19 protein-coding genes are annotated in these 21,535 nt (G+C 72.7%); 6 read left to right on the top strand and 13 right to left on the bottom strand.

Annotation, left to right across the window (positions count from 1 at the left end):
• Nucleotides 1–30: 30 nt before the first annotated feature.
• Together ACGFRF_RS17870 and ACGFRF_RS17865 are read left to right on the top strand one after the other, a co-directional pair.
• Nucleotides 31–891 (top strand): esterase/lipase family protein, encoded by an 861-nt coding sequence (locus ACGFRF_RS17870; protein ID WP_393740832.1) that lies wholly within the window; start codon nt 31–33, stop codon nt 889–891.
• 254 nt (nt 892–1,145) lie between these two features.
• Entirely contained in the window at nt 1,146–1,616 is a 471-nt protein-coding gene (locus ACGFRF_RS17865) for a GNAT family N-acetyltransferase (protein ID WP_393740831.1), read from the top strand.
• A 29-nt stretch (nt 1,617–1,645) separates the two neighbouring features.
• On the opposite strand, the gene ACGFRF_RS17860 is transcribed toward ACGFRF_RS17865, so the two are convergent.
• A complete protein-coding gene (locus tag ACGFRF_RS17860; RefSeq protein WP_393740829.1) occupies nt 1,646–1,780 on the bottom strand; it encodes a hypothetical protein in 135 nt (44 codons plus the stop codon).
• A 137-nt stretch (nt 1,781–1,917) separates the two neighbouring features.
• Here ACGFRF_RS17860 and ACGFRF_RS17855 point away from each other — a divergent pair, with 137 nt between their 5' ends.
• Nucleotides 1,918–2,538 carry a class I SAM-dependent methyltransferase gene (locus ACGFRF_RS17855; protein ID WP_393740827.1) on the top strand — a complete coding sequence of 207 codons (621 nt, stop codon included), beginning with the start codon at nt 1,918–1,920 and terminating at the stop codon, nt 2,536–2,538.
• A gap of 24 nt (nt 2,539–2,562) precedes the next feature.
• Here the strand turns inward: ACGFRF_RS17855 and ACGFRF_RS17850 are convergent, their stop codons facing one another.
• Nucleotides 2,563–3,063: a DUF402 domain-containing protein gene (locus tag ACGFRF_RS17850; RefSeq protein WP_393740825.1), complete on the bottom strand. Its 501-nt coding sequence runs from the start codon at nt 3,061–3,063 to the stop codon at nt 2,563–2,565.
• Nucleotides 3,044–3,973 (bottom strand): GNAT family N-acetyltransferase, encoded by a 930-nt coding sequence (locus tag ACGFRF_RS17845; protein ID WP_393740823.1) that lies wholly within the window; start codon nt 3,971–3,973, stop codon nt 3,044–3,046. The genes ACGFRF_RS17850 and ACGFRF_RS17845 overlap by 20 nt, the downstream gene beginning before the upstream one ends.
• 71 nt (nt 3,974–4,044) lie before the next feature.
• Between ACGFRF_RS17845 and ACGFRF_RS17840 the strand changes: the two genes are divergently transcribed.
• On the top strand, nt 4,045–4,413 hold the full coding sequence (locus ACGFRF_RS17840; RefSeq protein ID WP_393740821.1) for a GntR family transcriptional regulator: 369 nt from the start codon (nt 4,045–4,047) through the stop codon (nt 4,411–4,413).
• A gap of 173 nt (nt 4,414–4,586) precedes the next feature.
• On the opposite strand, the gene ACGFRF_RS17835 is transcribed toward ACGFRF_RS17840, so the two are convergent.
• Together ACGFRF_RS17835 and ACGFRF_RS17830 are read right to left on the bottom strand one after the other, a co-directional pair.
• A complete protein-coding gene (locus ACGFRF_RS17835; protein WP_393740819.1) occupies nt 4,587–5,357 on the bottom strand; it encodes a DUF72 domain-containing protein in 771 nt (256 codons plus the stop codon).
• Between the two features lie 39 nt (nt 5,358–5,396).
• Nucleotides 5,397–6,491, bottom strand: coding sequence for a DUF5925 domain-containing protein (locus ACGFRF_RS17830; RefSeq protein WP_393740817.1), 1,095 nt, complete (start codon nt 6,489–6,491; stop codon nt 5,397–5,399).
• A 129-nt stretch (nt 6,492–6,620) separates the two neighbouring features.
• Between ACGFRF_RS17830 and ACGFRF_RS17825 the strand changes: the two genes are divergently transcribed.
• The gene (locus ACGFRF_RS17825) at nt 6,621–8,036 is read left to right on the top strand and encodes a xylan 1,4-beta-xylosidase (protein ID WP_393740815.1); all 1,416 of its coding nucleotides are present in this window, start codon (nt 6,621–6,623) and stop codon (nt 8,034–8,036) included.
• Between the two features lie 15 nt (nt 8,037–8,051).
• Here the strand turns inward: ACGFRF_RS17825 and ACGFRF_RS17820 are convergent, their stop codons facing one another.
• The 5 genes from ACGFRF_RS17820 to ACGFRF_RS17800 form a co-directional block, all read right to left on the bottom strand.
• On the bottom strand, nt 8,052–11,960 hold the full coding sequence (locus tag ACGFRF_RS17820) for a lipopolysaccharide biosynthesis protein (protein ID WP_393740813.1): 3,909 nt from the start codon (nt 11,958–11,960) through the stop codon (nt 8,052–8,054).
• Nucleotides 11,953–12,753 (bottom strand): polysaccharide deacetylase family protein, encoded by an 801-nt coding sequence (locus ACGFRF_RS17815; protein WP_393740811.1) that lies wholly within the window; start codon nt 12,751–12,753, stop codon nt 11,953–11,955. The genes ACGFRF_RS17820 and ACGFRF_RS17815 overlap by 8 nt, the downstream gene beginning before the upstream one ends.
• Entirely contained in the window at nt 12,746–13,783 is a 1,038-nt protein-coding gene (locus ACGFRF_RS17810; RefSeq protein WP_393740810.1) for a glycosyltransferase family 2 protein, read from the bottom strand. Before ACGFRF_RS17810 ends, ACGFRF_RS17815 begins: the two co-directional genes overlap by 8 nt.
• Nucleotides 13,780–14,601, bottom strand: a complete 822-nt coding sequence (locus ACGFRF_RS17805; RefSeq protein ID WP_393740808.1) for a glycosyltransferase family 2 protein — start codon at nt 14,599–14,601, stop codon at nt 13,780–13,782. The genes ACGFRF_RS17810 and ACGFRF_RS17805 overlap by 4 nt, the downstream gene beginning before the upstream one ends.
• 391 nt (nt 14,602–14,992) lie before the next feature.
• Nucleotides 14,993–15,424, bottom strand: a complete 432-nt coding sequence (locus ACGFRF_RS17800; protein WP_393740806.1) for a hypothetical protein — start codon at nt 15,422–15,424, stop codon at nt 14,993–14,995.
• Between the two features lie 297 nt (nt 15,425–15,721).
• On the opposite strand from ACGFRF_RS17800, the gene ACGFRF_RS17795 reads away from it, so the two are divergent.
• Nucleotides 15,722–16,528, top strand: a complete 807-nt coding sequence (locus tag ACGFRF_RS17795; protein WP_393740804.1) for an SGNH/GDSL hydrolase family protein — start codon at nt 15,722–15,724, stop codon at nt 16,526–16,528.
• A gap of 18 nt (nt 16,529–16,546) precedes the next feature.
• Here the strand turns inward: ACGFRF_RS17795 and ACGFRF_RS17790 are convergent, their stop codons facing one another.
• The 3 genes from ACGFRF_RS17790 to ACGFRF_RS17780 are packed head-to-tail and all read right to left on the bottom strand — an operon-like array spanning nt 16,547 to nt 21,182.
• Nucleotides 16,547–18,175, bottom strand: coding sequence for a protein kinase (locus ACGFRF_RS17790; protein WP_393740802.1), 1,629 nt, complete (start codon nt 18,173–18,175; stop codon nt 16,547–16,549).
• Nucleotides 18,176–18,219: 44 nt separating this feature from the next.
• Nucleotides 18,220–19,794, bottom strand: coding sequence for a nickel transporter (locus ACGFRF_RS17785; RefSeq protein WP_393740800.1), 1,575 nt, complete (start codon nt 19,792–19,794; stop codon nt 18,220–18,222).
• The gene (locus ACGFRF_RS17780) at nt 19,791–21,182 is read right to left on the bottom strand and encodes a tetratricopeptide repeat protein (RefSeq protein WP_393740890.1); all 1,392 of its coding nucleotides are present in this window, start codon (nt 21,180–21,182) and stop codon (nt 19,791–19,793) included. The genes ACGFRF_RS17785 and ACGFRF_RS17780 overlap by 4 nt, the downstream gene beginning before the upstream one ends.
• Nucleotides 21,183–21,535 lie beyond the last annotated feature (353 nt).

Raw genomic sequence — 21,535 nt, 5'->3', positions numbered from 1 at the left:
ACCTCCCTTGAGCCGCAAGGAGATCACACGATGCTGCCCTGGAAGCGAGTGCTCAGACCCCTCGCCGCGCTGCTCCTCACCGCCGCCGTCGCCACCCTGCCCGCCGCCACCGCCCACGCCTCCGAGGCTACCGACAGGGGCTGGAACGACTTCTCCTGCAAGCCCTCCGCCGCCCATCCCCGCCCGGTCGTCCTGGTCCACGGCACCCTGGGCAACTCCATCGACAACTGGCTCTCCCTCGCCCCGTACCTGGAGCAGCGCGGGTACTGCGTCTACTCCCTCGACTACGGCCAACTGTCCGGCGTGCCGCTCTTCCACGGACTCGGTCCCATCGACAAGTCGGCCGAGCAGTTGTCCGCCTACGTCGACAAGGTGCTCGCCGCCACCGGAGCCGCCGAGGCCGACCTGGTCGGACACTCCCAGGGCGGGATGATGCCCCGCTACTACCTGAAGTTCCTCGGGGGAGCGGACAAGGTGAACGCCCTCGTCGGCATCGCCCCCGACAACCACGGCACCGACCTGAACGGCCTCACCCACCTGCTGCCGTACTTCCCCGGCGCCGAGGCCCTGATCGAGGCCGGCACCCCCGGCCTCGCCGACCAGATCGCCGGCTCCGCGTTCCTCACCAAGCTCAACGCGGGCGGCGACACCGTCCCCGGAGTGCACTACACGGTCCTCGCCACCAAGTACGACGAGGTCGTCACCCCCTGGCGCAGCCAGTACCTGAGCGGCTCGGACGTCCGCAACGTCCTGCTGCAGGACCTGTGCCCGCTCGACCTGTCCGAGCACGTGGCGATCGGCCTGTTCGACCGGATCGCCTTCCACGAGGTGGCCAACGCGCTCGACCCCGCCCACGCCACCCCCACCACCTGCGCGTCGGCCTTCAGCTGACGCCGCCGGGGCCTGTCCGGCCTGAGCCGCCGGACAGGCCCCGGAACCCTCACCGGCGACGACCGCCGCGGCGGTCGCGAGTGGGCATGCGGAACTCCTCCGAACGGTCCGTGGGGTGCGGCTGGATCCCGTGGGGTGATCAGAAACTAACCCCGGGAAACCACGCAGTCGCCTGCTGGAGAGGGCCGGGGGAGATCCTTATGGTGCCGTTAAGGGAGTGCTCAGGCTGCGCTCAGGTGGGTAGCGTGCGCGGCATGATCGACAACGAGACGGGGCCGGTTCGGGTGGCTGCCGCCGGCGACGTACCGGCCGTGCGAGCGGTGACGGACGCGGCCTATCGTCACTACATCGAGCGCATCGGCGTGGTGCCGCAGCCCATGGAGGCCGACCACGCGGCGAACGTGGCCGCCGGGAAGGTGTTCGTCACCGGGGAGCCCGTCATCGGGCTGGTGGTGATCGAGGCGTTCGCCGACCACCTGTTCCTGGACAGCATCGCCGTCCGTCCCGACGCCCATGGCACGGGCGTCGGGCGACGGCTGCTCCGCTTCGTCGACACGCGCGCGCGTGAGCTGGGCCTCGATGAGATCAGGCTCTACACGAACGCGATGATGTGGGAGAACCGGAAGATCTACCCGAAGTACGGATACGAGGTCGTGGAACGCCGCGTCGACGGCCCCTACGACCGGATCCACTACCGCAAACGGCTGGCTGACGGATCCGACTGACGGGTTCTGGCCGGCGGGTCCCGACGGTCTCAGCCGTCGGGCCACCAGGTGCGTGCGATGTCCTTGCGCACTTCCGGACGCACCGCGGGGCGCTCCTCCGCCTCTTCGCGGATCCGGCGGCTGTCCGTCCTCTTCAGGGGCTTCTGCACGGTGGTGCGGCGCATGGCTGCCTCCTCAGGGTCTACCGGGTTCCGCGTTGTCACGGAGATAGACGCTTGTGGCGAGAGTTCCTCATCGGTCCCGGTCTGTCAGTGGCGGCTGTCACGTCCGCGCTGTCAGTGGCGTGTGTCACTCTCCGGGCATGACGAGCGAGAGCGAGCACACGGTTGCGGTCGGCCCCGCTGTGGACTGGGATGCACAGGCCGCCACTTTCGACGACGAGCCGGACCACGGCCTGGCCGATCCCGAGGTCCGCGCGGCCTGGGCGGCCCGGCTCCGGACCTGGCTGCCCGAGCACCCCGCCGACGTCCTCGACCTGGGCTGCGGCACCGGCAGCCTGTCGCTCCTCGCGGCCGAACGGGGACACCGGGTGACGGGTGTCGACCTCTCCCCGGCGATGGTCGAGCGGGCCCGCGCCAAGCTCGCCGGGCAGGACGCCGTGGTGCTGCGCGGGGACGCCGCCGCCCCGCCGGTGGGGCAGCAGCGCTACGACGTCGTCCTCGCGCGACATCTGCTGTGGGCGCTGCCGGACCCCGCCCGCGCGCTGAGGGACTGGCGGGACCTGCTGCGGCCCGCGGGCCGTCTCGTGCTGGTCGAGGGCGTCTGGGGGACCCTCAGCCCGGTCGGCATACCCGCCGACCGGCTCACGTCCCTCCTGGAGCCGGTCGCCCGGCACGTGCGCGTGGAGCGACTGTCCGACCACCCCGTGCTGTGGGGGAAGCCGGTGGACGACGAGCGGTACGCGGTGGTGGCCACGCTGTAGCCGGCGGGCGGGCACACGAAGGCCTCAGACCAGCAGGTCCTCGAAGCCGCCCTCACGGGCCAGCGCCTCGAGTTCGCCGAGGGCGGCCACGGCGGCGGACGCGGCCTCGGGGTCCTTCTCCGCCAGCCCGCTCTCGGCGAACTCGTCCTCGTCCAGACGCCGCACGTCCGCACCGTCGGCGGAGCGCCACAGGTCCAGGTCGAGGTCCTCCACGACCAGTTGCGTCCCGGAGACCACCGCGGGGCGGGTGATGTCGCAGTACCAGCCCTTGACGGAACCGTCCGCGGCGCGGACCTCCTTCACCGAGTACCAGCGGTCGCGCCAGTAGTACTCGGTGAACACGTCACCCGGTTGGAAACGCACGAAGCCGAAGTCGCGGACGCCCGAGCCCGCCCAGGGGGCCCGGACGGCGACCCGGGTGCCGTCGTCCTGGAGCAGCTCGGCCGGGTAACGGATCTTCGTACGGCCCGCCTTGACGAGGACGACCTCCCACCGGGTCGCCGGATCAGCCGAGTTCACGGACATGACGCACCTCCGTGGCGCAGATCTCGTACCCGAGCCACTTGTTGATCGCGATCATGGGGTCATTGCCGGCGTCGTTGCCGGTGAAGGCCTCGGTGAGACCGGCGGCACGGGCCCGGTACAGCGAGTGGATCTTGGCGAGCCTGGCCAGACCGCGGCCGCGGTGGGCGCGAGCGGTTCCGGTCATCGCGGTGGAGTAGCGGGTGCCGCCGTCGGTGTAGGCCACGCTGAAGGCGACCGGACGGCCGTCGACACACGCGGCCACCGTCAGGTCCAGGTCCAGCAACGGATGCTTCCAGTTCTGTTCGACCCAGGCCTCGTAGTCCGTGAACTCGAAGTCGACGTCGCCCGGTTCGTCCAGCAGCGTCTCGGCGTCCAGCTCGAACAGCGGACGCGGGTCGTCCGCGAACTCCGCCGCGGTGCGCAGCTCGACTCCCGGCGGGGTCTTCGGGAGCGGGGGGAGAGGGGCGTGCGCCAGGTCGAGCCGGAGGAAGTGGGCGGATCGGCTGCTGCGGTAGCCGTGCCGCTCCGCGAAGGCGCGGTTGCCCGGCTCGTCGAGGACCCAGCTGAGCAGCCTGGTCGCCCCCTGCGCGCCGAGGTGCTCCTCGGCGGCCCGCAGCAGCAGCCCGCCGGCGCCGCGCCGGGTCCGGTCCGGTCGGACGTAGATGTTCAGCAGGCCCTGGCCGGGGTCGGGGCTGTCGTGGGCGAGGTGGACCTGGGCCGTGCCGATCACCTCCCCGTCCTCCTCCGCGACCAGGGGGCGGTAACGGGCGTCGGGGTGCATGTGGAGGGCGTTGTGCCGGACCGAGTCCGGGGTGAACAGGATGTACGGCAGGGCGAGCCCGCGGACCCGGGCGAAGCCCTCGGTGTCGGTCGGCACGTCGGGGCGGAGGTCACGCACGATCACTGTCATGGGGAGGCACCGTACGTGGCGGGGACACGGGGGTGCCTCTCATTTTCCGGCGGGTGCGGGACAATCGCCCTGTGACCCTGAAGATCCGCATCGACGACAGCGCGCCCCCGTACGAGCAGGTGCGGGCGCAGATCTCCGAGCAGGCGCGGTCCGGGGCGCTGCCGGTGGGGTACCGGCTGCCGACCGTCCGGGGGCTGGCCGAGTCCCTGGGGCTCGCGGTGAACACGGTGGCCAAGGCCTACCGCGCCCTGGAGAGCGACGGGGTGATCGAGACGCGGGGGCGCAACGGCACGTTCGTGGCGGCCGCCGGCTCGGCCGCGGAGCGTGAGGCGTCCTTGGCCGCGCAGGCGTACGTGGAGCGCGTGCGGCGGCTGGGGCTGGCGGAGTCGGAGGCCCTGGCAGCAGTGCGGGACGCCCTGCGGGCGGCTTACGGGGAGTAGGGGGTTCCCGGTTCCGGGCCCTGGTGAGTTCGGCACCGCCGGGATGCGTCGCCGTGGTTGAGCGCCGCTGCGGCGGAGAGGAAGGTGCCGGCGAGGGTGTCGGCGGGGCGGGACGCGGTTGCCGCGGAGGTGGGGGTGTCGGCGGGGCGGGACGCGGCCGCTGCTGACAGCGGTCACCGGAGGTGCGTGGGTTCCGGAAGCCGGGTCACCGTCAGGCCCGCCCGCCGTGCCGTCCTCCCGAAGGCCACCGCGTCCTGCACCGCCGCGCCCCCCGGATCGTTGTTGAAGTACGCGTACACGTCCTCCTCGTCGGACCAGGTGGTCGCGACGCGGTCCACCCAGGTCTCCAGGGAACGGCGCCCGTAGCGCGGCCAGGGCTGGGCGCGGCCCTGGTGGAAGCGGACGTAGCCCCAGTCGGCGGTGCGCCACAGCGGCGTGGCCGGGCGCGCCAGGACGTCCGCCCAGCACAGGGCCGCGGCCCGGGATTCCAGCACCTTCCGGACCTCCGGCGTCCACCAGGAGTCATGGCGGGCCTCGACCGCGACCCGCGTACCGGGCGGGAAGCAGGCCAGGCAGGCGTCCAGCAGGGGCGGGTCGGCGCGCAGGGTGGGCGGGAGCTGGAGCAGGACCGGCCCCAGCCGGTCGCCGAGGCCCGCCGCGTGCGTCATCAGGCGGTGGACCGGTTCCTCGGGCTCCTTGAGGCGCTTGATGTGGGTGAGGTAGCGGCTGGCCTTGACCGCGACCACGAAGTCCGGCGGGACCCGCTCGCGCCAGGCTTCGAAGTTCTCGCGTGAGGGCAGCCGGTAGAACGCGTTGTTGATCTCCACGGTCGCGAAGAGCCGGGTGTACTCCTCCAGCCACAACCGCGCCGGGACCCCGGCCGGGTAGACGAGGTCCCGCCAGTCCTTGTACTGCCACCCCGAGGTGCCGACGAACAAGGTCATAGCACCATCAAAGCACTCCGGGTGCAGGCCCGCGTGGCCCTACAGGTACAGGCCCGCGTCCGCTCCCTCCCGGGCGCCCGGCACCGAGGTCGGTGTCGTGCCCCGGCGCAGCGCGTACAGCTCGGCCAGCGTGGCCCCCTCCCGGCCGACGCCCTCCTCGGTGCCGAGCCAGTTCACCGCCTCCTGGCGGGTCAGCGGGCCCACCTCGATACGGGCCAGGCAGCGGCCGGGGCGGACCACGGCCGGATGCAGGCGCTCCAGGTCCTCGTTGGTGGTGACGCCGACCAGGACGTTGCGGCCCTGGCCGAGCAGGCCGTCGGTGAGGTTGAGCAGCCGGGACAGGGCCTGGCCCGCCGTGTGCCGGGCCTCGCCGCGGATCAGCTCGTCACAGTCCTCCAGCAGCAGAAGCCGCCAGCGGCCCTTGCCCGCGCCGTCGTCCTCGCCGATCGCGATGTCCATCAGATAGCCGACGTCGGAGAAGAGGCGTTCCGGGTCGAGCACGCAGTCGACCTGGCACCAGTCCCGCCAGGAGCGGGCCAGCGTGCGCAGCGCCGAGGTCTTGCCGGTGCCGGGCGGCCCGTGCAGGAGGAGCAGCCGGCCCGCGATGTCCTCGGGGGTCGTCTTCATCAGGCGGTCCAGGGCGTCCGCCACCGGTGCGGTGTAGTTGGGCCGGACCTCGTCCCAGGTGCCGGCGGAGATCTGCCGGGTGGTGCGGTGCGGACCACGCCTCGGGGAGACGTACCAGAAGCCCATCGTCACGTTCTCGGGCTGCGGTTCGGGCTCGTCGGCGGCGCCGTCCGTGGCCTGGTCGAGGATCCGCTTCGCCAGCTCGGCGGTGGTCGCGGTGACCGTGACGTCCGCGCCCCGGTTCCAGCGGGAGACCAGCAGGGTCCAGCCCTCGCCCTCGGCGAGGGTGGCGCTGCGGTCGTCGTCGCGGGCGATCCGCAGCACGCGGGCGCCGTCCGGCAGCAGGGTCGCGCCGGAGCGCACGCGGTCGATGTTCGCCGCGTGCGAGTACGGCTGCTCGCCCGTCGCGAAACGGCCGAGGAACAGCGCGTCGACGACGTCGGACGGCGAGTCGGAGTCGTCGACGTTGAGCCGGATCGGCAGAGCGTCGTGTGGGTTCGCAGACATGCCGCCATGATCCGGCACGGATGCGCTCCGCGCACGGCATTTCCGCCGCTTGTTCCGGGTGTTCCAAGACTGTTCCGGGTGTTCCCAAGACCTGCCCGCTGTCCTGCTTCCGCCGTTACTGTGTCCTTGATGGGACGTCATGGGTGGGATGTGGAGACTCGGCGGTGGCGGCTCACCGCCCTGCTCGGTGTGGGTGTGGCCGCGCTGGCCCTGGTCGTGACCCTGTTCAGCACGCTGTCCGGCGGCCCCAGCACGGCCGGCACCACACGTGACGGCGACAAGGTGCACGGCACCCCCGCGACCCCGGCCGCGGCGCCGCAGCCGTACGTCGGCTGGGGCTTCACCCACACCCAGTACAGCGCCGACCAGGGCGCGACGGCCGCCACGCGGCGGGTGGAGCGACTGCTCGGGCAAGGCGGCGGGCTGCCGCAGAACCAGCACATCATGGGCTGGGGCGCCGACAACCCCGAACCGGTCGAGGGCCGCTACGACTTCGGCGCGCTGGACCGCCGGATCGACTTCGTCCGCGCCTCCGGCGGCACCCCGGTGATCACGCTGTGCTGCTCCCCGGACTGGATGAAGGGCGGCAAGGCCGGGGCCGGTTCCACGGACTGGAGCCAGGCCGCCCTGGAGACCGCCCCCACCCCCGCCCACTACCAGGACTTCGCCGACCTCGCCGCGACCGTCGCCCGGCGCTACCCGGACGTGCGGCACTTCATCGTCTGGAACGAGTTCAAGGGCTTCTGGAACGACACCGAGGCCCGCTGGGACTACGAGGGCTACACCAGGATGTACAACCTCGTGTACAAGGCGCTCAAGAAGGTCGACAAGGACGTCATGGTCGGCGGGCCGTACCTGTCCATGGACAGCGTGGACCCGCGCGACGCGAACGCCTCCACCGCCCTCAAGGGCCCCTGGGGCGCCATGGACCAGCGGGCCCTGGACGCCTTCGCGTACTGGAACACGCACAAGGCGGGTGCCGACTTCGCGGTGGTCGACGGCTCCAGCTACACCCGCGACGACGAGCTGCTGCCGGACGAGTTCGCGGCCACCGGCAAACTCACCGCGGTCGGCGAGTGGGTACGGCGGCAGACCCACGACCTGCCCCTGTGGTGGGCCGAGTACTACGTGGAGCCCGGCGACGGCGACGACGAGCGCAAGGGCTGGTCCGAACCGCACCGCGTGGCCGTCCAGGCCACCGGGATGATCGCCATAGCGAAGGGCGGCGCCGACACCGGCTTCTACTGGAACCCGGAAGCGAGGACGGGCGCCTGCGCCGGCTGCCTGTGGACCCCGACCGACAGCGCCGGCGGCGGCCGGGAACTGCCCATGTACGACCTGGTCTCCAGGTTCGCCAAGGCGTTCCCGCCGGGGACGAGGTACGCCTCGGTACCCGTCGCCGCGGACGACAGGCCCAACGTCCGGGTGCTGGCCACCGACACGGCCGTCCTGGTGGTCAACACCCTCGGCCGGACGATCAGCGCCCAGGTCGACGGCAAGCGGTTCGACATGCACGCCTACGAGGTGAAGTGGCTCGACCGCTGAGCCCCGCACCCCCCGTCACTTCATCGTCAGGAACCGCTGCACCAGCGAGGCCAGCACCACCGCGAGCAGCGGCAGCGCGAACCAGAAACCGCCCTGCAGCAGCCGGAGCCGGCGCACGCTCGGCCGGACCGCGACCCGCACCACCTCACGGGCGGCCAGCAGCAGGATCAGGACGACGGTGGCCAGCGCGCCGACCACCGACCACGGCGTCCACGTCACCTGCGGCCCGATCGGCCCCGGCGCCGGCTGCGGCACCGGGCCCGCCGGCCGCTCGCGCAGCGCGTACAGGGTGACGTCCTCGTTGACCATGACCTTCGTCAGCTGCTGCCGGTCGTCCAGGTTCTCGATCAGCCGGGTCTCCCAGGTCGCCGAGTAGCCCGCGTCCAGCTCCAGATAGGTCACCTGGCTCCGGTTGATCATCAGGTACGCGTTCGGGCCCGCGTCCTTGAGCGCCTTGACCAGACCCGAAACCAGCACCGGGTCGGTCGGCGCCAGGGTCGGCACATAGGTGACCCGCTCCATGTCCCGCGCGCCCCACGGCATCGCCGGCGTCACGTCGTTGACCGGGTCCTGGCTCAGCCACAGCAGCCGTGCCGTCGGCGTGTCGTGGGCGTACACCCAGTCCATGGCCGCCACCTCGCCCGGCCGGATCCGCTCGAACGGCTCGTTGCCCCAGCGGGCCACCAGGAAGCCGCCCATCAGCAGCAGCCCGGCGAGCAGCGCGGCCACCGGGGCCAGACTCACCCGGTCCCGGGAGCGTTCCCCGGCGGTGACGCCGGTGCGCGGGAAGAGGGCGAGGGCACCCAGCAGAGCAGCGCCCGGCACGGCGAACATGAAGACGCGCAGCGCCATCTCACCGCCGTACGACTGCATGCCGAACCCCAGGAACGGCACGAAGGTCAGGATCAGCAGGGAGCGTTCGCGGTACTTGTGGAAGCGGCGCCGCCACCAGCCCCAGCAGGCCAGGCCCAGCACCGAGCCGGCCAGCAGCACCCTGGTGTACAGCACCAGCTTGTGCGTCGAACTCCCGCCCTCGATACGGCCGGAGACGGAGGTCGAGACATTGCCGCCGACCCCGCCGACCCCGCCGAAAAGGTCGTCGAAGTGACCGGACCAGTACGGCTCGGCCATGAAGCCGACCCAGGCCGCGACCAGCACCGCGAACAGCAGGGGCAGGCCACGCAGTTCGGACCGGCCGCACAGCACCAGGGCGGCCAGCACGCCGAGCATCACGAACGGGGTGAGCTGGTGCGCGGGGACGCTCGCCGCGTACAGGCCGATCAACACCAGCAGCAGCACGGCCCGTTGACGCCGGTCGGTGGGCTCCACCTCGGCCTCGCCGGGCCGGATTCTGCTCCAGATGACGCGTGGCGGGCGGAACCAGACCAGCAGGATCGCCACGAAGACCAGGTACAGCAGATAGGTGAAGCCCTGGGGGGAGAAGTAGTCCTGGCCGACCCAGCCGCTCAGCACGAAGATCCAGATGCCGGTCCACTTCGCCCGCCAGCTCGCTCGCAGCGACCTGGTGAGCAGGAACATCGGGGCCAGGTAGGCCAGTTGGACGGCGGTCGGCCACCAGCGGATGATCTCCGTGAAGTCGGTGACCCCGCAGGCCCTGCCGACGAACGCGGCCACGGCGAAGAAGCCCGGCCAGCTCCAGCGGGCGTCCAGGTCCGGCACGGCGGAGCCGGTGCGGTCGATGTAGTCGATGAAGCCGAGGTGCTGCCACGCCGTGGGGAACCGCGGCATGGTCTCGATCACCGCGGGCAGCGCGTGCAGGGACACCACCGTCGCCACCAGCGTGACCAGCAGCAGCGCCCGGTGCTCGCGGCGCAGCCAGAGCAGCGCGGCGAAGACCGTGATCAGCAGCGCCGCACCCACCAGCGTGGGCAGCGGCAGCACCGAGGCCAGGCCGAGGCCGCCCATCCGGTCCAGGTCGGCCTCGCCGAGCCGGAGCGCGGGCACCCAGTACAGCAGCAGCGCGGCGATCAGCAGACAGCCGAGGACGACGCCCGAGCGGGTGGGCAGCACCCGCTCCCGCAGCGACACGGGCGCCGGCGGCTCCTCCGGCACCGGGTCCTCCGGCACCGGGTCCTCCGGCACGGCCTCGTCCGGTACGGACCCCGGTGCGGCGGCGCCGGGCGCGGCCTTGGTGAAGCGGGCGCGGACACCGCCGACGGGTCCGGCGACCTGCGCGAGGGGCGCGTCGAGTCCCGCCCCGGTGAACGGCGCGCCGAGTTCCCCTTCGGTGAACGGTGCGTCGATCTCCGCCGCCTCCGGCTCCTTCAGCAACTCGGTCTGCGCCGGTCCCGGCGAGGCCTCGGTGCCGGGTGCCCGCTCCTCCACCGGCAGCCCCAGCGGGGGCACGGGCACCGGTGTGCCCGTGGGCGGTGTGCCGGGCCCCGGGCGCACGTCCGGTCGCCGCTCCACATGGTCGAAGTCCACGTGGAGGCCGAGGGCCAGGGTCTCGGAGTCCAGGGCCCAGGCCGGGCTGTGCCTCCGCGCCGGGGAGCCGCTCGGGATCTCCGGCGCCCCCAGGTCGGTGAGGTCCCCGTCCGGTGCCGCCGTCTCGGGTACGGCGGCGGGCGCGGAGCGCACCGTCCTCCACAGCTTCGGCGCGGCGATCGCCACGATCACCGCGAGGCTGGAGATCTCGGCGACACCCGCGCCGGTCAACCCCATCCGGGGCAGGAGCAGCAGGGTCAGGCCCAGCACCAGCACGCACAACAGACCCTGCATCCAGGCGAGTTCGGCGGTACGGCTCTGCGCGCGCAGCACCGCGAAGCAGGTCTCCATCACCACGCGCAGCACCGCGCCGACCGCGAACCAGCGCAGCAGCGGGGTGGCCGCGTCCGCGTAGCCGTCGCCGAACACGCCCAGGATCCAGGGCGCGCCGATGAACAGCAGGCCCGCGATCGGCAGCATGATCCGGGCCATCCGCCGGAGCGCGGCCCGGGTGTCGGCGGCCAGCCGGGCCGGGTCGTGCGAGCCCTCGACCGTGAGGGACGCGCCCATGTTGATGGCGAGCAGGTTGGTCGTGCCGCCGATGGTGGTGGCGATGTAGAAGTACGCGTTCTCCTCGGAGCTGACCTGCGCGGCGATGATCACCGGGACGAGGTAGACCACGGCGAGGGAGAACAGGGAGCCGGTGTAGTCCCCGGCCAGGAACCTGCCGATCTGCCGGAGGGCCGGCGGATCGGCGTGGTCCTGCGTCGCCTCGACGTGCCGGGGCACCAGCCGGCGGAACACCAGCCAGCCCAGCGGCAGCACCGAGGTGGCGATCGCGGCCACCCAAGACACGAAGACACCGGTGGTCGGGACGGCGGCGGCGAACGCGACGAGCAGGGCCAGCTTCACCGCCGAGAACACGGTGTTGCCGACCGGCACCCAGGGCGCGCTGCGCAGTCCGGTCAACACGCCGTCCTGCAGGGTGAGCAGGTTCCAGGCGGCGACGGCCGCGATGAAGCCGAGCCCGTTCAGCGTCCCGTGCAGGAACCGGTACGACGGCCCCCACGCGTCCAGCGTCAGCAGGAAGAGGCCGGCGGCCAGGGCGACGATCAGCGAACTGCCCGCGTACGTACGCAGGACGAGCCGGCCGGTGCGGTCCCCGGACACCGGGATGAAGCGGGCCAGGGCACCGGTCAGGGTCACCGCGGTGAGCCCGGCGAGCAGCTTCATCGCGGCGATGGCGGCCGAGCCCTGGCCGACCGCCGACTCGGAGTAGTAGCGTGCCGCGGCCAGCCAGAAGCCGAGCCCGAGGACGGCGGAGATGCCGGTGTTGAGCATCAGCGCGTAGGCGTTGCGGAACAGCGGGCTGGCGCCGGAGGACCGGCCCGTCCCGGGCAGCCGCAGACGGCGCCGGGTCTTCACGGGCGCCTCGGCGCCGGGCGTCTCGGCCTCGGTTGTGGTGGTCGTGTCAGACACGGGAACGGATGGCCTTCCGGCGGACCTGGCGGGCTCTGCGGACGAGGGCGTACCCCTTGGTGAGGGCACGGTCCCGGGCGAAGTTGCGGGCGACGGCGCGGCCTTCGAGCAGCCGCTCGAACTCCTCGAGGCCCGTGCCGCGGCGGACGGTGACGCGGTGCAGTGCGTACGGGCCCTGGCGGCGGCGGGCCAGGCCGTTGCCGACGGCGAGCGCCTGGGCGTACCCGGTCGCGCGCACGGCCTGGCGGACCCGGCGGCTCGAGTAGCCGTACGGGTAGGCGAACGACAGCGGGCGGGCACCGACTTCGTCCGCGACGATTCGCGTGCAGCGGGTCAGCTCCGTGTGCAGGTCGCCGTCGCCGAGCTGGTCGAGCTGCGGGTGGGTGTGGCTGTGCCCGCCGATCTCCACACCGGCGGACGCCAGTTCGCGCACCTGCCGCCAGTCGAGCATGGTGTCGAGGCCGCCCCCGGTGTCGTACGCGCCCCTGATCCAGCCGGTGGAGACGAACAGTGTGGCCGGGAAGCCGTGCTCGGCGAGCGCGGGCAGGGCGTGCCGGTGCACGCCCTCGTAGCCGTCGTCGAAGGTGATCAGCACCGGCCGGGCGGGCAGCGGGCGGCCGGAGCGCCAGCGGGCCGCGAGATCGGCGGTGGTGACCGGGGTCAGGCCCAGGCCGCCGATGAGCGCCATCTGTTCCGCGAAGGCCTCCGGCGCGACCGACAGGGCACGGGTGGCGTCGTTGGGAGCGGCCGCGACGGAGTGGTACATGAGGATGGGCACGGGCACGTCACTCATGGGCGTTCCCCTCGAGGCCCGCTGCCGAGGGCCGGTCCGCGCCGTCCGGGGCCGTACCCTCGATCCGCGTGACGCGGAACGTCGTCCCGGCATGCCGCGTCCGCAGGCTGCCCACCGCATAGCCGCCGGCGGCGATCAGCACCCCCGCGACGATCGCGCCCGCGCGTCCCGCCCCGCCCGGCCGGCCGAGCAGGGTGTCCCGCAGGCCACGGACGACCCCGGCCGGCAGCACCCGGGTGGTGTACCGGCGTTCGGACTCCAGGCCCTTGCCGGCGCCGACGCTCCGGGCGACCAGGGCCTTGGACAGCCCCTCGGCGTAGGTGCGGGTGCGGAAGTAGGCGAAGTGCTCGCGGGGTCCGGGCACCCGGTGGTGGATGACCGCGCGGTCGTCGATGAGCAGCACGGCGTCGGGGCGGGCCCGGGTCAGGCGGATGCACAGCTCCGTCTCCTCGCAGCCGAGCGGGCGGCGGTCGCCGTCGCGGCCGATGCCGGTGGCGAAGCCGCCCGCCACCTCGAACGCCGTGCGCCGGAAGGAGGCGTTCCCGCCCAGGACGTTGCGGACCCGGACGCGGCCCGGCGGCAGCCCCTTGTAGGTGCAGCCCACCACCCAGTCGAACTCCTCCGGGAACCACACGGGCCGCCGGCCCGACGCCCAGACGGGTACCGTCCGGCCGCCGACCGCCAGCACACGGGGGTCGGCGTACCCCTCGGCGAAGCGGCGCAGCCACTCCCGTTCGGCCACGGCGTCGTCGTCCAGGAAGGCGATCACCTCGCCGTGGGAGGCGGCGATGCCGGTGTTGCGCCCGGCCGACAGTCCGCGCGGGCCCGCGTTGGGCAGGACCCGGATGCCCTCGGTCTCCTTGTACTCGCGGGCCAGCCGGTCCCTCAGGGCCGGGTTGTGGTCCACGACCAGGAGTGTCTCCAGCGCCGGATACGACTGCGCGCGCACCGAGGCGACCGCCGCGAGGATGTCCTCCCAGCGGTCCTCGGTGTACACGCAGATCACGACGGAGATGCCGGGATCTCTCAAGACACCTCTCCCCGCCCGGTGTACGCCTGCGGCGAGCGGTGCGTGCGCCGGCGCAGGTCACGCCGGTTGGAGCGCTCCGCGAGGATCACCTTCAGCACCCGCAGTCCGTCCCGAACGGCCCGCAGATTGCTCGTGCCGTGGATGCGCAGATACTCGTGGCTGGGGATCTCCTGCACCTTCAGCCCCGCCTTGACCACTCTGATGTTCATCAGCGTCTCGACCTCGAAACCGGTGCAGTCGAGGTCGATCTTGTCCAGGCAGTGCCGCCAGAACGCGTTGTAGCCGTAGCAGAGATCGGTGTAGCGGGCGCCGAACTTGCGGTTGACGACGGTGCACAGCGCCCAGTTGCCGAGCTTGCGGATGAAGGTCATGTCGTCCGTGCCGCCGCCGTTGGCGAAGCGTGAACCCTTGGCGAAGTCGGCGCCGGAGACCAGCGCGGAGACGTACGACACGATCTCGTTGCCGTCGGCCGAACCGTCCGCGTCGACCATCACGATGATGTCGCCGCTGCAGGCCTCGAACCCGGTGATCAGGGCATCCCCCTTGCCCTTGCCGCGCTGTTCGACGACCTTCACGTCCGGCCACAGGGAACGGGCCACTTCGACGGTGTCGTCGGTGGAATCGCCGTCCACGAGCACGACTTCGTGGATCCAGTCGGGAAGCGTCTTGAAGACGTACGGCAGATTCTCCGCCTCGTTCATGGCGGGAATCACCACGCTCACCGGCGGAGTGATCGCCAGGTGCGAGGAAATGGGCCGGTAGTGGGCGGCGATCGAAGGATCGTGACCCGAACTCGGCGGGCGCAGAACAGAACTCATGAGTCTTTTCCCTCTCGTCCGGTGGGCCGCCCTCCCCTGGGCGGCCCGGCTGTGTGTCCGGTTCGAAAGGGGGGTTCTCATCTTCGGTACGGTGCATCGGTCTCCGTGCCCGCAGACGAGCTGGCAAAGCTGGCCGGCCTGTTGGAGAAAAACGGCAGCCGGTCGCGCGGCACGGCTCGGTCACCGTTGCGGTCACCGAGCACGGCACCCCCCTACCGCGCCCCGCGCCGGAGACGCCGCGGCCCTGAGCCCTCCCCTGGAGCCGTGGTTCGACGTGCCGGTGCGGGTGAGATGTATGACGGTATTGACGATTGATGCCGAAAGGCAAGACCTGGACGGCTGCCTCACTTTTTTGTTGGTTTGGCCGTTACACAACTTTGGCCCAAGTCGTTCACTCCTGTGCGCGTTTTCCGGAAATTCGTTCCCGGAGGAGAACCAGGAGGAGAACAGCCAGGCTCAGCACGGTCACCGCGACCACCCCGCCGTGGACCGACCAGCGGTGCACGGCCAGCATGCCCTGGGCAACCAGCATGTCGACCACCACCGCGCCCGCAAGGGCGCACACTGCCCGGCCGAAGGGATCCAGCCCCCGCAAGGCCGCGGCGATGGCCACGGCCGGCGCCATGAGCAGGAAGAACAGCGTGCACGGGCCGCGCAGCGGCGAAGCGGAATCGATGAGCGCGAGCAGTGCGCCGACCGCTCCGACAGCGGTCGCGGCGCCCGCGAGCAGCGGCGACAGGTCCCTCCCCGGACCTTTCCGTGTGCCCTCGGTGTCCGTTGCGGCGCCGTCTGGTGAAGGTGTCTTGATACCTAAGGTCTGCATTGGCGACTTTGCCCCCCGAAGCGCCGGATGCCGGGCTTCAATGTGGCGCAGTCCTATGCGGGCCGTCAAGACGACGGCCCCTCGTTGAACAACCGTTCCCCCCCCGGCGCCTGGAGGGGCCCTGGGCCGATTCGTTGACGAGGTGTCACCATATCTGACATGAACATGCAATACATGAACAGTGAACGTCTCGGGTCGATCCTGTTGAGATCACAAAAGTCTTGGCATGAACACTTCCCGTCAACACGCGTAGTTGCTACGAAAGTTATGGCAGAGATCCTGCTAAAGGGAGGTTCCATGAGACGTTCCCGACTTACCGGATTCGTGACCTCGCTCCTCCTCGCCGCCGGCCTCGGTCTCACCGGGGCCGCTTCGGCGCAGGCCTCCTCGACGGCCGCGACCGGTGGCTATGTGGCCCTCGGCGACTCCTACTCCTCCGGAGTGGGCTCCGGCAGCTACATCAGCACCAGCGGCAGCTGTGACCGCAGTACGAAGGCGTACCCGTACCTGTGGAACGCCGCCCACAGCCCGGCCTCGTTCGCCTTCAACGCCTGTTCGGGCGCCACGACGGACGACGTGCTCGCGGGCCAGCTCGGCTCCCTGAACTCCTCCACCTCACTGGTGTCCCTCACCATCGGCGGCAACGACGCCGGCTTCGCCGACGTCATGACGACCTGTGTGATCCAGTCCGACAGCGCCTGCATCTCCAAGATCAACACGGCGAAGGCGTACGTCACCAACACGCTCCCCGGCAAGCTGGACACCGTCTACAACACGATCAGCGCCAAAGCCCCGTCCGCCCGGGTGGTCGTCATCGGCTACCCCCGCTTCTACCTGCTCGGCCAGAGCTGCCTCGGTCTCTCCGAGACCAAGCGGTCCGCCATCAACGACGCCTCCGACACCCTCAACGCCACCATCAGGACCCGCGCCACCGCGCACAACTTCGTCTTCGGCGACGTCCGCACCACGTTCTCCGGCCACGAGATCTGCTCCAGCAACTCCTGGCTGCACAGCGTCAACTGGCTCGACATCGGCGAGTCGTACCACCCCACCGCGGCCGGCCAGTCCGGCGGCTATCTGCCGGTGCTCACGAACGCGGCCTGACCCGTACGGGCTCGCCGGTCAGGGTGAACTTCCGGGCGAGCCCGAGGCAGAGGCGGAGGCCCCGTCCGACGGGGTCTCCGTCGGCGTGCAGGTCACCGAGAACGGCACCGGCTCCGACGCGGTGCGCACCGGACCGCGCACCTCCACGCTGATCTCGTTCTCGATCGTCCCGCCGGCCAGGCCTTCGGGGTACGCCGTCACGGTCAGCCGCACCCGCTCCGTCCTCCCGCCGCCGGCCGGGAAGGACAGCGTCTTCCACCCCGGGTCCGACACCGACCCGTGCGCCAGTACCCACCGGTACTCCACCGCCGCGGGCAGGTGCCCCACCGTGAACGCCGCGGTGAACGCGGGTGCCTGGGCGGTCGGCGGCGGACACGCCCCGGAGTACCTCGGGTGACTGCCGGTCAGGGTGACGTGCACGGACTGGGCCGGCTCGCTGCTCGCCGAAGGGCTGTTGTGCGTGGGCGTGGGCGCCGCGGTGTCCGACTCGGTGGTGCCGCTCGCCGAGGGAGAGGGCACACCGCCGCTCGCCCGGCCGGTGCTCGCGGTGCCGTTCCCCTCGCCGCTCCCGCCGTTCCGGTCGAGCAGCGCGTACGTCAGCCCCGCCAGCGCGAGGACGACCGCGAGCACACCCGCGACCAGGACCAGGGCGGCACGCCGGTCCCGCTCCGGCCGCGCACCCGGCTCCGCGGCCGTGGTCCCGGGGTCCGGGTATCCCGTGGGCAGCGGCATCGGCGGCGTGCGGGACGGCTGCGCCCGCGAGGGCCGGGCCGCCACGGTCGGAGCGTACGACGCCGGCAGCGTGTCCGCCCCGGGCACCCCGCCCGCCGCGACCACCCGCAACTCCCGTTCCGCCCGCTCCGCGGACAGCCGTTCGGCCGGGTCCTTGCGCAGCAGCCCGGCGATCACCGGCGCGAGCGGCCCGGCCCGGCGCGGAGGCGGCAACTCCTCGTCCACCACGGCCCGCAGGGTGCTCAGCGGGGTGTCCTGCCGGAACGGCGAGACGCCCTCGACCGCCGCGTACAGCAGCACACCCAGCGACCACAGATCCGACTCGGGGCCCGGCGTACGCCCCAACGCCCGCTCCGGCGCCAGGAATTCCGGCGAACCGATCACCTCGCCGGTCATGGTCAGCGCGGAACTGCCCTCGACCGTGGCGATCCCGAAATCGGTCAGGACCACCCGGCCGTCGTCGGCGAGCAGCACATTGGCCGGCTTCACATCCCGGTGCAGCACCCCGGCGGCGTGCGCGCCGCGCAGCGCGGACAGCACCTCGGCACCGATGTGCGCGGCCCGCTGCGGGGGCAGGGGGCCCTGCGCCTCCAACCGGTCGGCGAGGGACTGCCCACGTACCAGCTCCATCACGATCCAGGGCCGGCCGCCCTCCAGCGCCACGTCGTACACGGTGACCACGTTGCGGTTCGCGACCCGGGCCGCCGCCCACGCCTCGCGCTCCAGACGTGCGTACAGCCGCTCGACGTCCGCGGCGGGCAGCCCGGCCGGTGCCCGGACCTCCTTGACGGCCACCTCGCGCTGCAGCACCTCGTCACGGGCGCGCCACACCGTCCCCATGCCGCCCTCGCCCAGCGGGGACAGCAGACGGTAGCGGCCCGCGATCACACGTTCGCGGCCCGGCTCTTCGGACACGGGCGCCCCCAAGGCATCTCGCGCGAATCCTCCACAAAAGTAGCTCAACCGAGCGCGGATGCGGCCCCCTCGAGCATCAATCCCGTACCCAGCGCGACGACGACCAGCGCGGAGACGAGCGGTAGCGTCCGGCGCACCAGGGCGGCGAGCGGGTGCGCGGTCCAGCGCGGGCGCCGCTCCAGCGCCCGGGTCACCCCCGACCCCAGCCGGACGACGGCGAACCCGGCCGCGGTGAGCGTCAGCGCCAGACCGGCCCCGTACGCCACGACGAGCAGCAGCCCGAACCAGGCCTTGCCGAGTGCTGCCGCGCCGACCAGGACGACCACGGCGGAGGGGCTGGGCACCAGACCCCCGGCGAACCCGAGCAGGATCGTGCCGCGGACAGTGGGTGCGGTGGGGTGGATGTGGGTGTGGCCTCCGTGGGTGTGCACCACACCGCCGTGCTGGTGGTGGTTCCCGTGGTGACCGTGGCTTCGGTGAGGGTGGCCTGGTCCGTCGTGGTGCGCGGGGTGATCGGCACGGGCAGCCTCCGGGTGCGCACCGACCAGGGCCAAGGGGCGTTCCCCGGCTTCCTCATGGGGGTGCGGGTGCGGGTGCGCGTGCGCGCGGTCGCGCCAGGCCCGGCGTACGAGGCCCGCGCCGGCCGCGAGCACCAGGGCGCCGCTCGCGATGCCCAGCCAGGCGATCACCGAGGGCGTGGCGGCGGAACCGGCCGTGACGAGCAGTCCCAGGGCGACCACGCCGAAGGTGTGGGTCACCGTCACCGAGGCGGCCAGGGGCAGCACGTCCCGCAGCCGTGCCCGGCCTCCGCGCGCCGCCGCCGTCGCGGCCATCAGGGTCTTGCCGTGGCCCGGCGCGAGGGCGTGCAGCGCACCCAGGGCGACCGCGATGAGCAGCGCCAGCGCGGCGAAGCCGACGGTGAGGTCACGGCGGGCCACCAGGTCGTCCAGGGCCTGGGTCCAGCGGTCGGCGCCCCTGGGCAGCACTCCGGCGCCCGGGGCGTCCTGCCGTTCCTCGGCGAGTGCCGGGCCGCCGGGGCGCACCCGCAGGGAGGCGGCGGCGTCGTCGGCGGGGGAGGACAGCAAATCCTGGGGGTAGGCGGTCAGTTCGTGCGAGACCGACGTCTTCGGCACGTCCGTCGCGGTGAGCGTCATCCGGTCGCCGCGCGCGGTGATCTCCCGCCAGCCGGGCCCGCCGGACGCACCGGCTCCGCGGAAGCCGAGGGCGACGGCGCCCCGGGGGAGCGGAGCGGTCAGCCGGCACTCCACGCGGAGGGTGTGCAGACCGGCCTGACCGGGGCGCAACCGTGCCGTGCCGCCGGCGGCGGAAAGCGTGGCCGGACGCCCGCCGACGGTGAGCCCGCTCTCCTCGGCGGCCCGGGCACACCGCTGCCGGGCCCACGCCGTCAGGCCCAGCCGCTCCAGCTCGGGCCCGGCCTGGGTCGCCGGGATCTCGGCGAGGTCCTCCACATGGTCGACGCGCAGCTGTCCGGGAGCGACGACCAGACCGTCGTAGCGGTTGACGGTGAAGTTGCCGAGGGGGTGCGCGCTCGCGGTGCCGGCCGGGAGAAGCGCGGCGGCGCACACGGCGAGGAGGACGAGGAGCAGACGCGGCTTCACTCCGTACCCTCCAGAGCCTCGCGGGCCCGCGCGGCGCCGAGCGGGGAGAAGCCGGGGTTCAGTCTCAGGGCCGAGGTGAGCGAGGCGCGGCCGCCCGTGCGGTGGCCCGTGGCCAGCTCGATCATGCCGCGGTGGTAGAGGAAGGCGGCGTTGCGGTAGCCGGTGGCCGTGGCCGTGCGGGCGTACGACAGGGCCTCGGCGTCACGGCCATTGACGTGGAGCGCCCAGGCGAGGGCGTCCGCCGTGTGCACGGTTTGCCGGCGGGCCCATTCGGCGCGGGCCGCCCGCAGTGCGGCAGCCTTGTCGCCGTGGTCGGCGGCGGCCAGAGCCGTGTCCAGGTCCGCGTTGACGCCGTTGGCACGGGCCAGGGCGGTCCACGCGTCCACCAGGGCGTACTGCCGCCGGGCTCGTGCCCGGTCGCCGGCCGCGCCCCGCGCCTCGTACAGCTCACCCAGTGCGACGAGCGGGCCGGGCAGCGGATACCGGGAGACCACCGCCTCCAGCCCCCTGATCGCCGCGGTGCGGTCACCGCTCGCCGCCTGCGCGCGGGCCCGGCCCTCCAGCGCCGGCAGGTAGCCGTCGTCCGCGGCGAGGGCACGGGCGTAGTAGGTGAGGGCCGACGTGTGGTCGCCCTGGTTCCAGGCAAGTTGACCGAGCTGCGCGGACACGTACGCCGTGTCGCCGGGCGAGGTGGCCGCGGACAGCGCCTGCTGGAGAACCCGGCGTGCCGTGGTCCCGTCCCCGCGCAGCTCGTGCACGTACGCGTACCGCGTGAAGACCGGCACGCCCGGCTTGCGCGCGTCGGCGGTCGCGGCGGCCTTCGACGCCTCGGCGTACCGGCCGAGTTCGACCAGGGCGTCGATACGGGAGGACAGCGCGCGCTCGCTGTACGGGTTCTGCCGAAGCGCCCGGTCCGCGTAGGTCAGGGCGCCGGTGAAATCGTGCCGGGCGGCGGCGAGGGCGGCACGGCCGGCCAGCGCCTGGTCGTTGCCCGGGGCGAGGGAGAGCGACCGCCGCAGCGCCTGCTCCGCCTGCGGGTACCGGGAGGGGTCGCCCTTGGTCCGCGCCTGTTCCACGTAGGCCAGCCCGAGCGTGGCCCAGCCGCCGGAGTCCTTGGGCTGGGACCGCAGGTGTGCCTGGAGGGCGGCGATGCTCGCGTCCAAGTCCGCGCCGCCGAGGACACCAGGGTCCACGGCCCTGGAGGCGACCGGCACCGAAGCGGGCGCCGGATCCGCGCCCAGCGCGATCGCGCCCCCGGTCAGCGCGACCGCCAACAACGCCCCGCACCCCCCGAGCTGCACGGCCCGCCAACGCCGCCCGGCGGCCGCCCGCTCGTCCGGCCGAGAGGCCACGTCGGCGCCGTCTCCTTCGTCGGAGCCGGGGGTCACACGTTCGCCGGAGCCGGAGGGCGCGTGCTCGTGGGGCCCGGAGGGCGCGTGGTCGTGGGGGCTGGAGGGCGCGTGGTCGTGCGGGCTGGAGGGCGCGTGGTCGTGCGGGCTGGAGGGCGCGTGCTCGTGGGGGCCGGAGGGCGCGTGCTCGTGGGAGCGGGAGAGTGAGTGGTCGTCCGGGTGGGAGGGCCCCTCGTCCGGGCCGGGGATTGCGCGTTCGTCCGGGTCGGTGGCCGTGCGTTCGTCCGGGTGGGAGGTGGTGTGGTCGTCGGTGCGGTAGGGGTCCCCCTGGTCCGGGCCGGGGGTTGCGCGGTCCTCGGAGCGGGTGGCCACGCCTTCGTCCGGGCGGCAAG

Origin of the sequence: Streptomyces sp. NPDC048521 (genome assembly GCF_043199855.1) — a bacterium.
In the GTDB taxonomy this organism is placed as follows: domain Bacteria; phylum Actinomycetota; class Actinomycetes; order Streptomycetales; family Streptomycetaceae; genus Streptomyces.
This window is presented reverse-complemented; position numbering and strand designations above follow the sequence as displayed.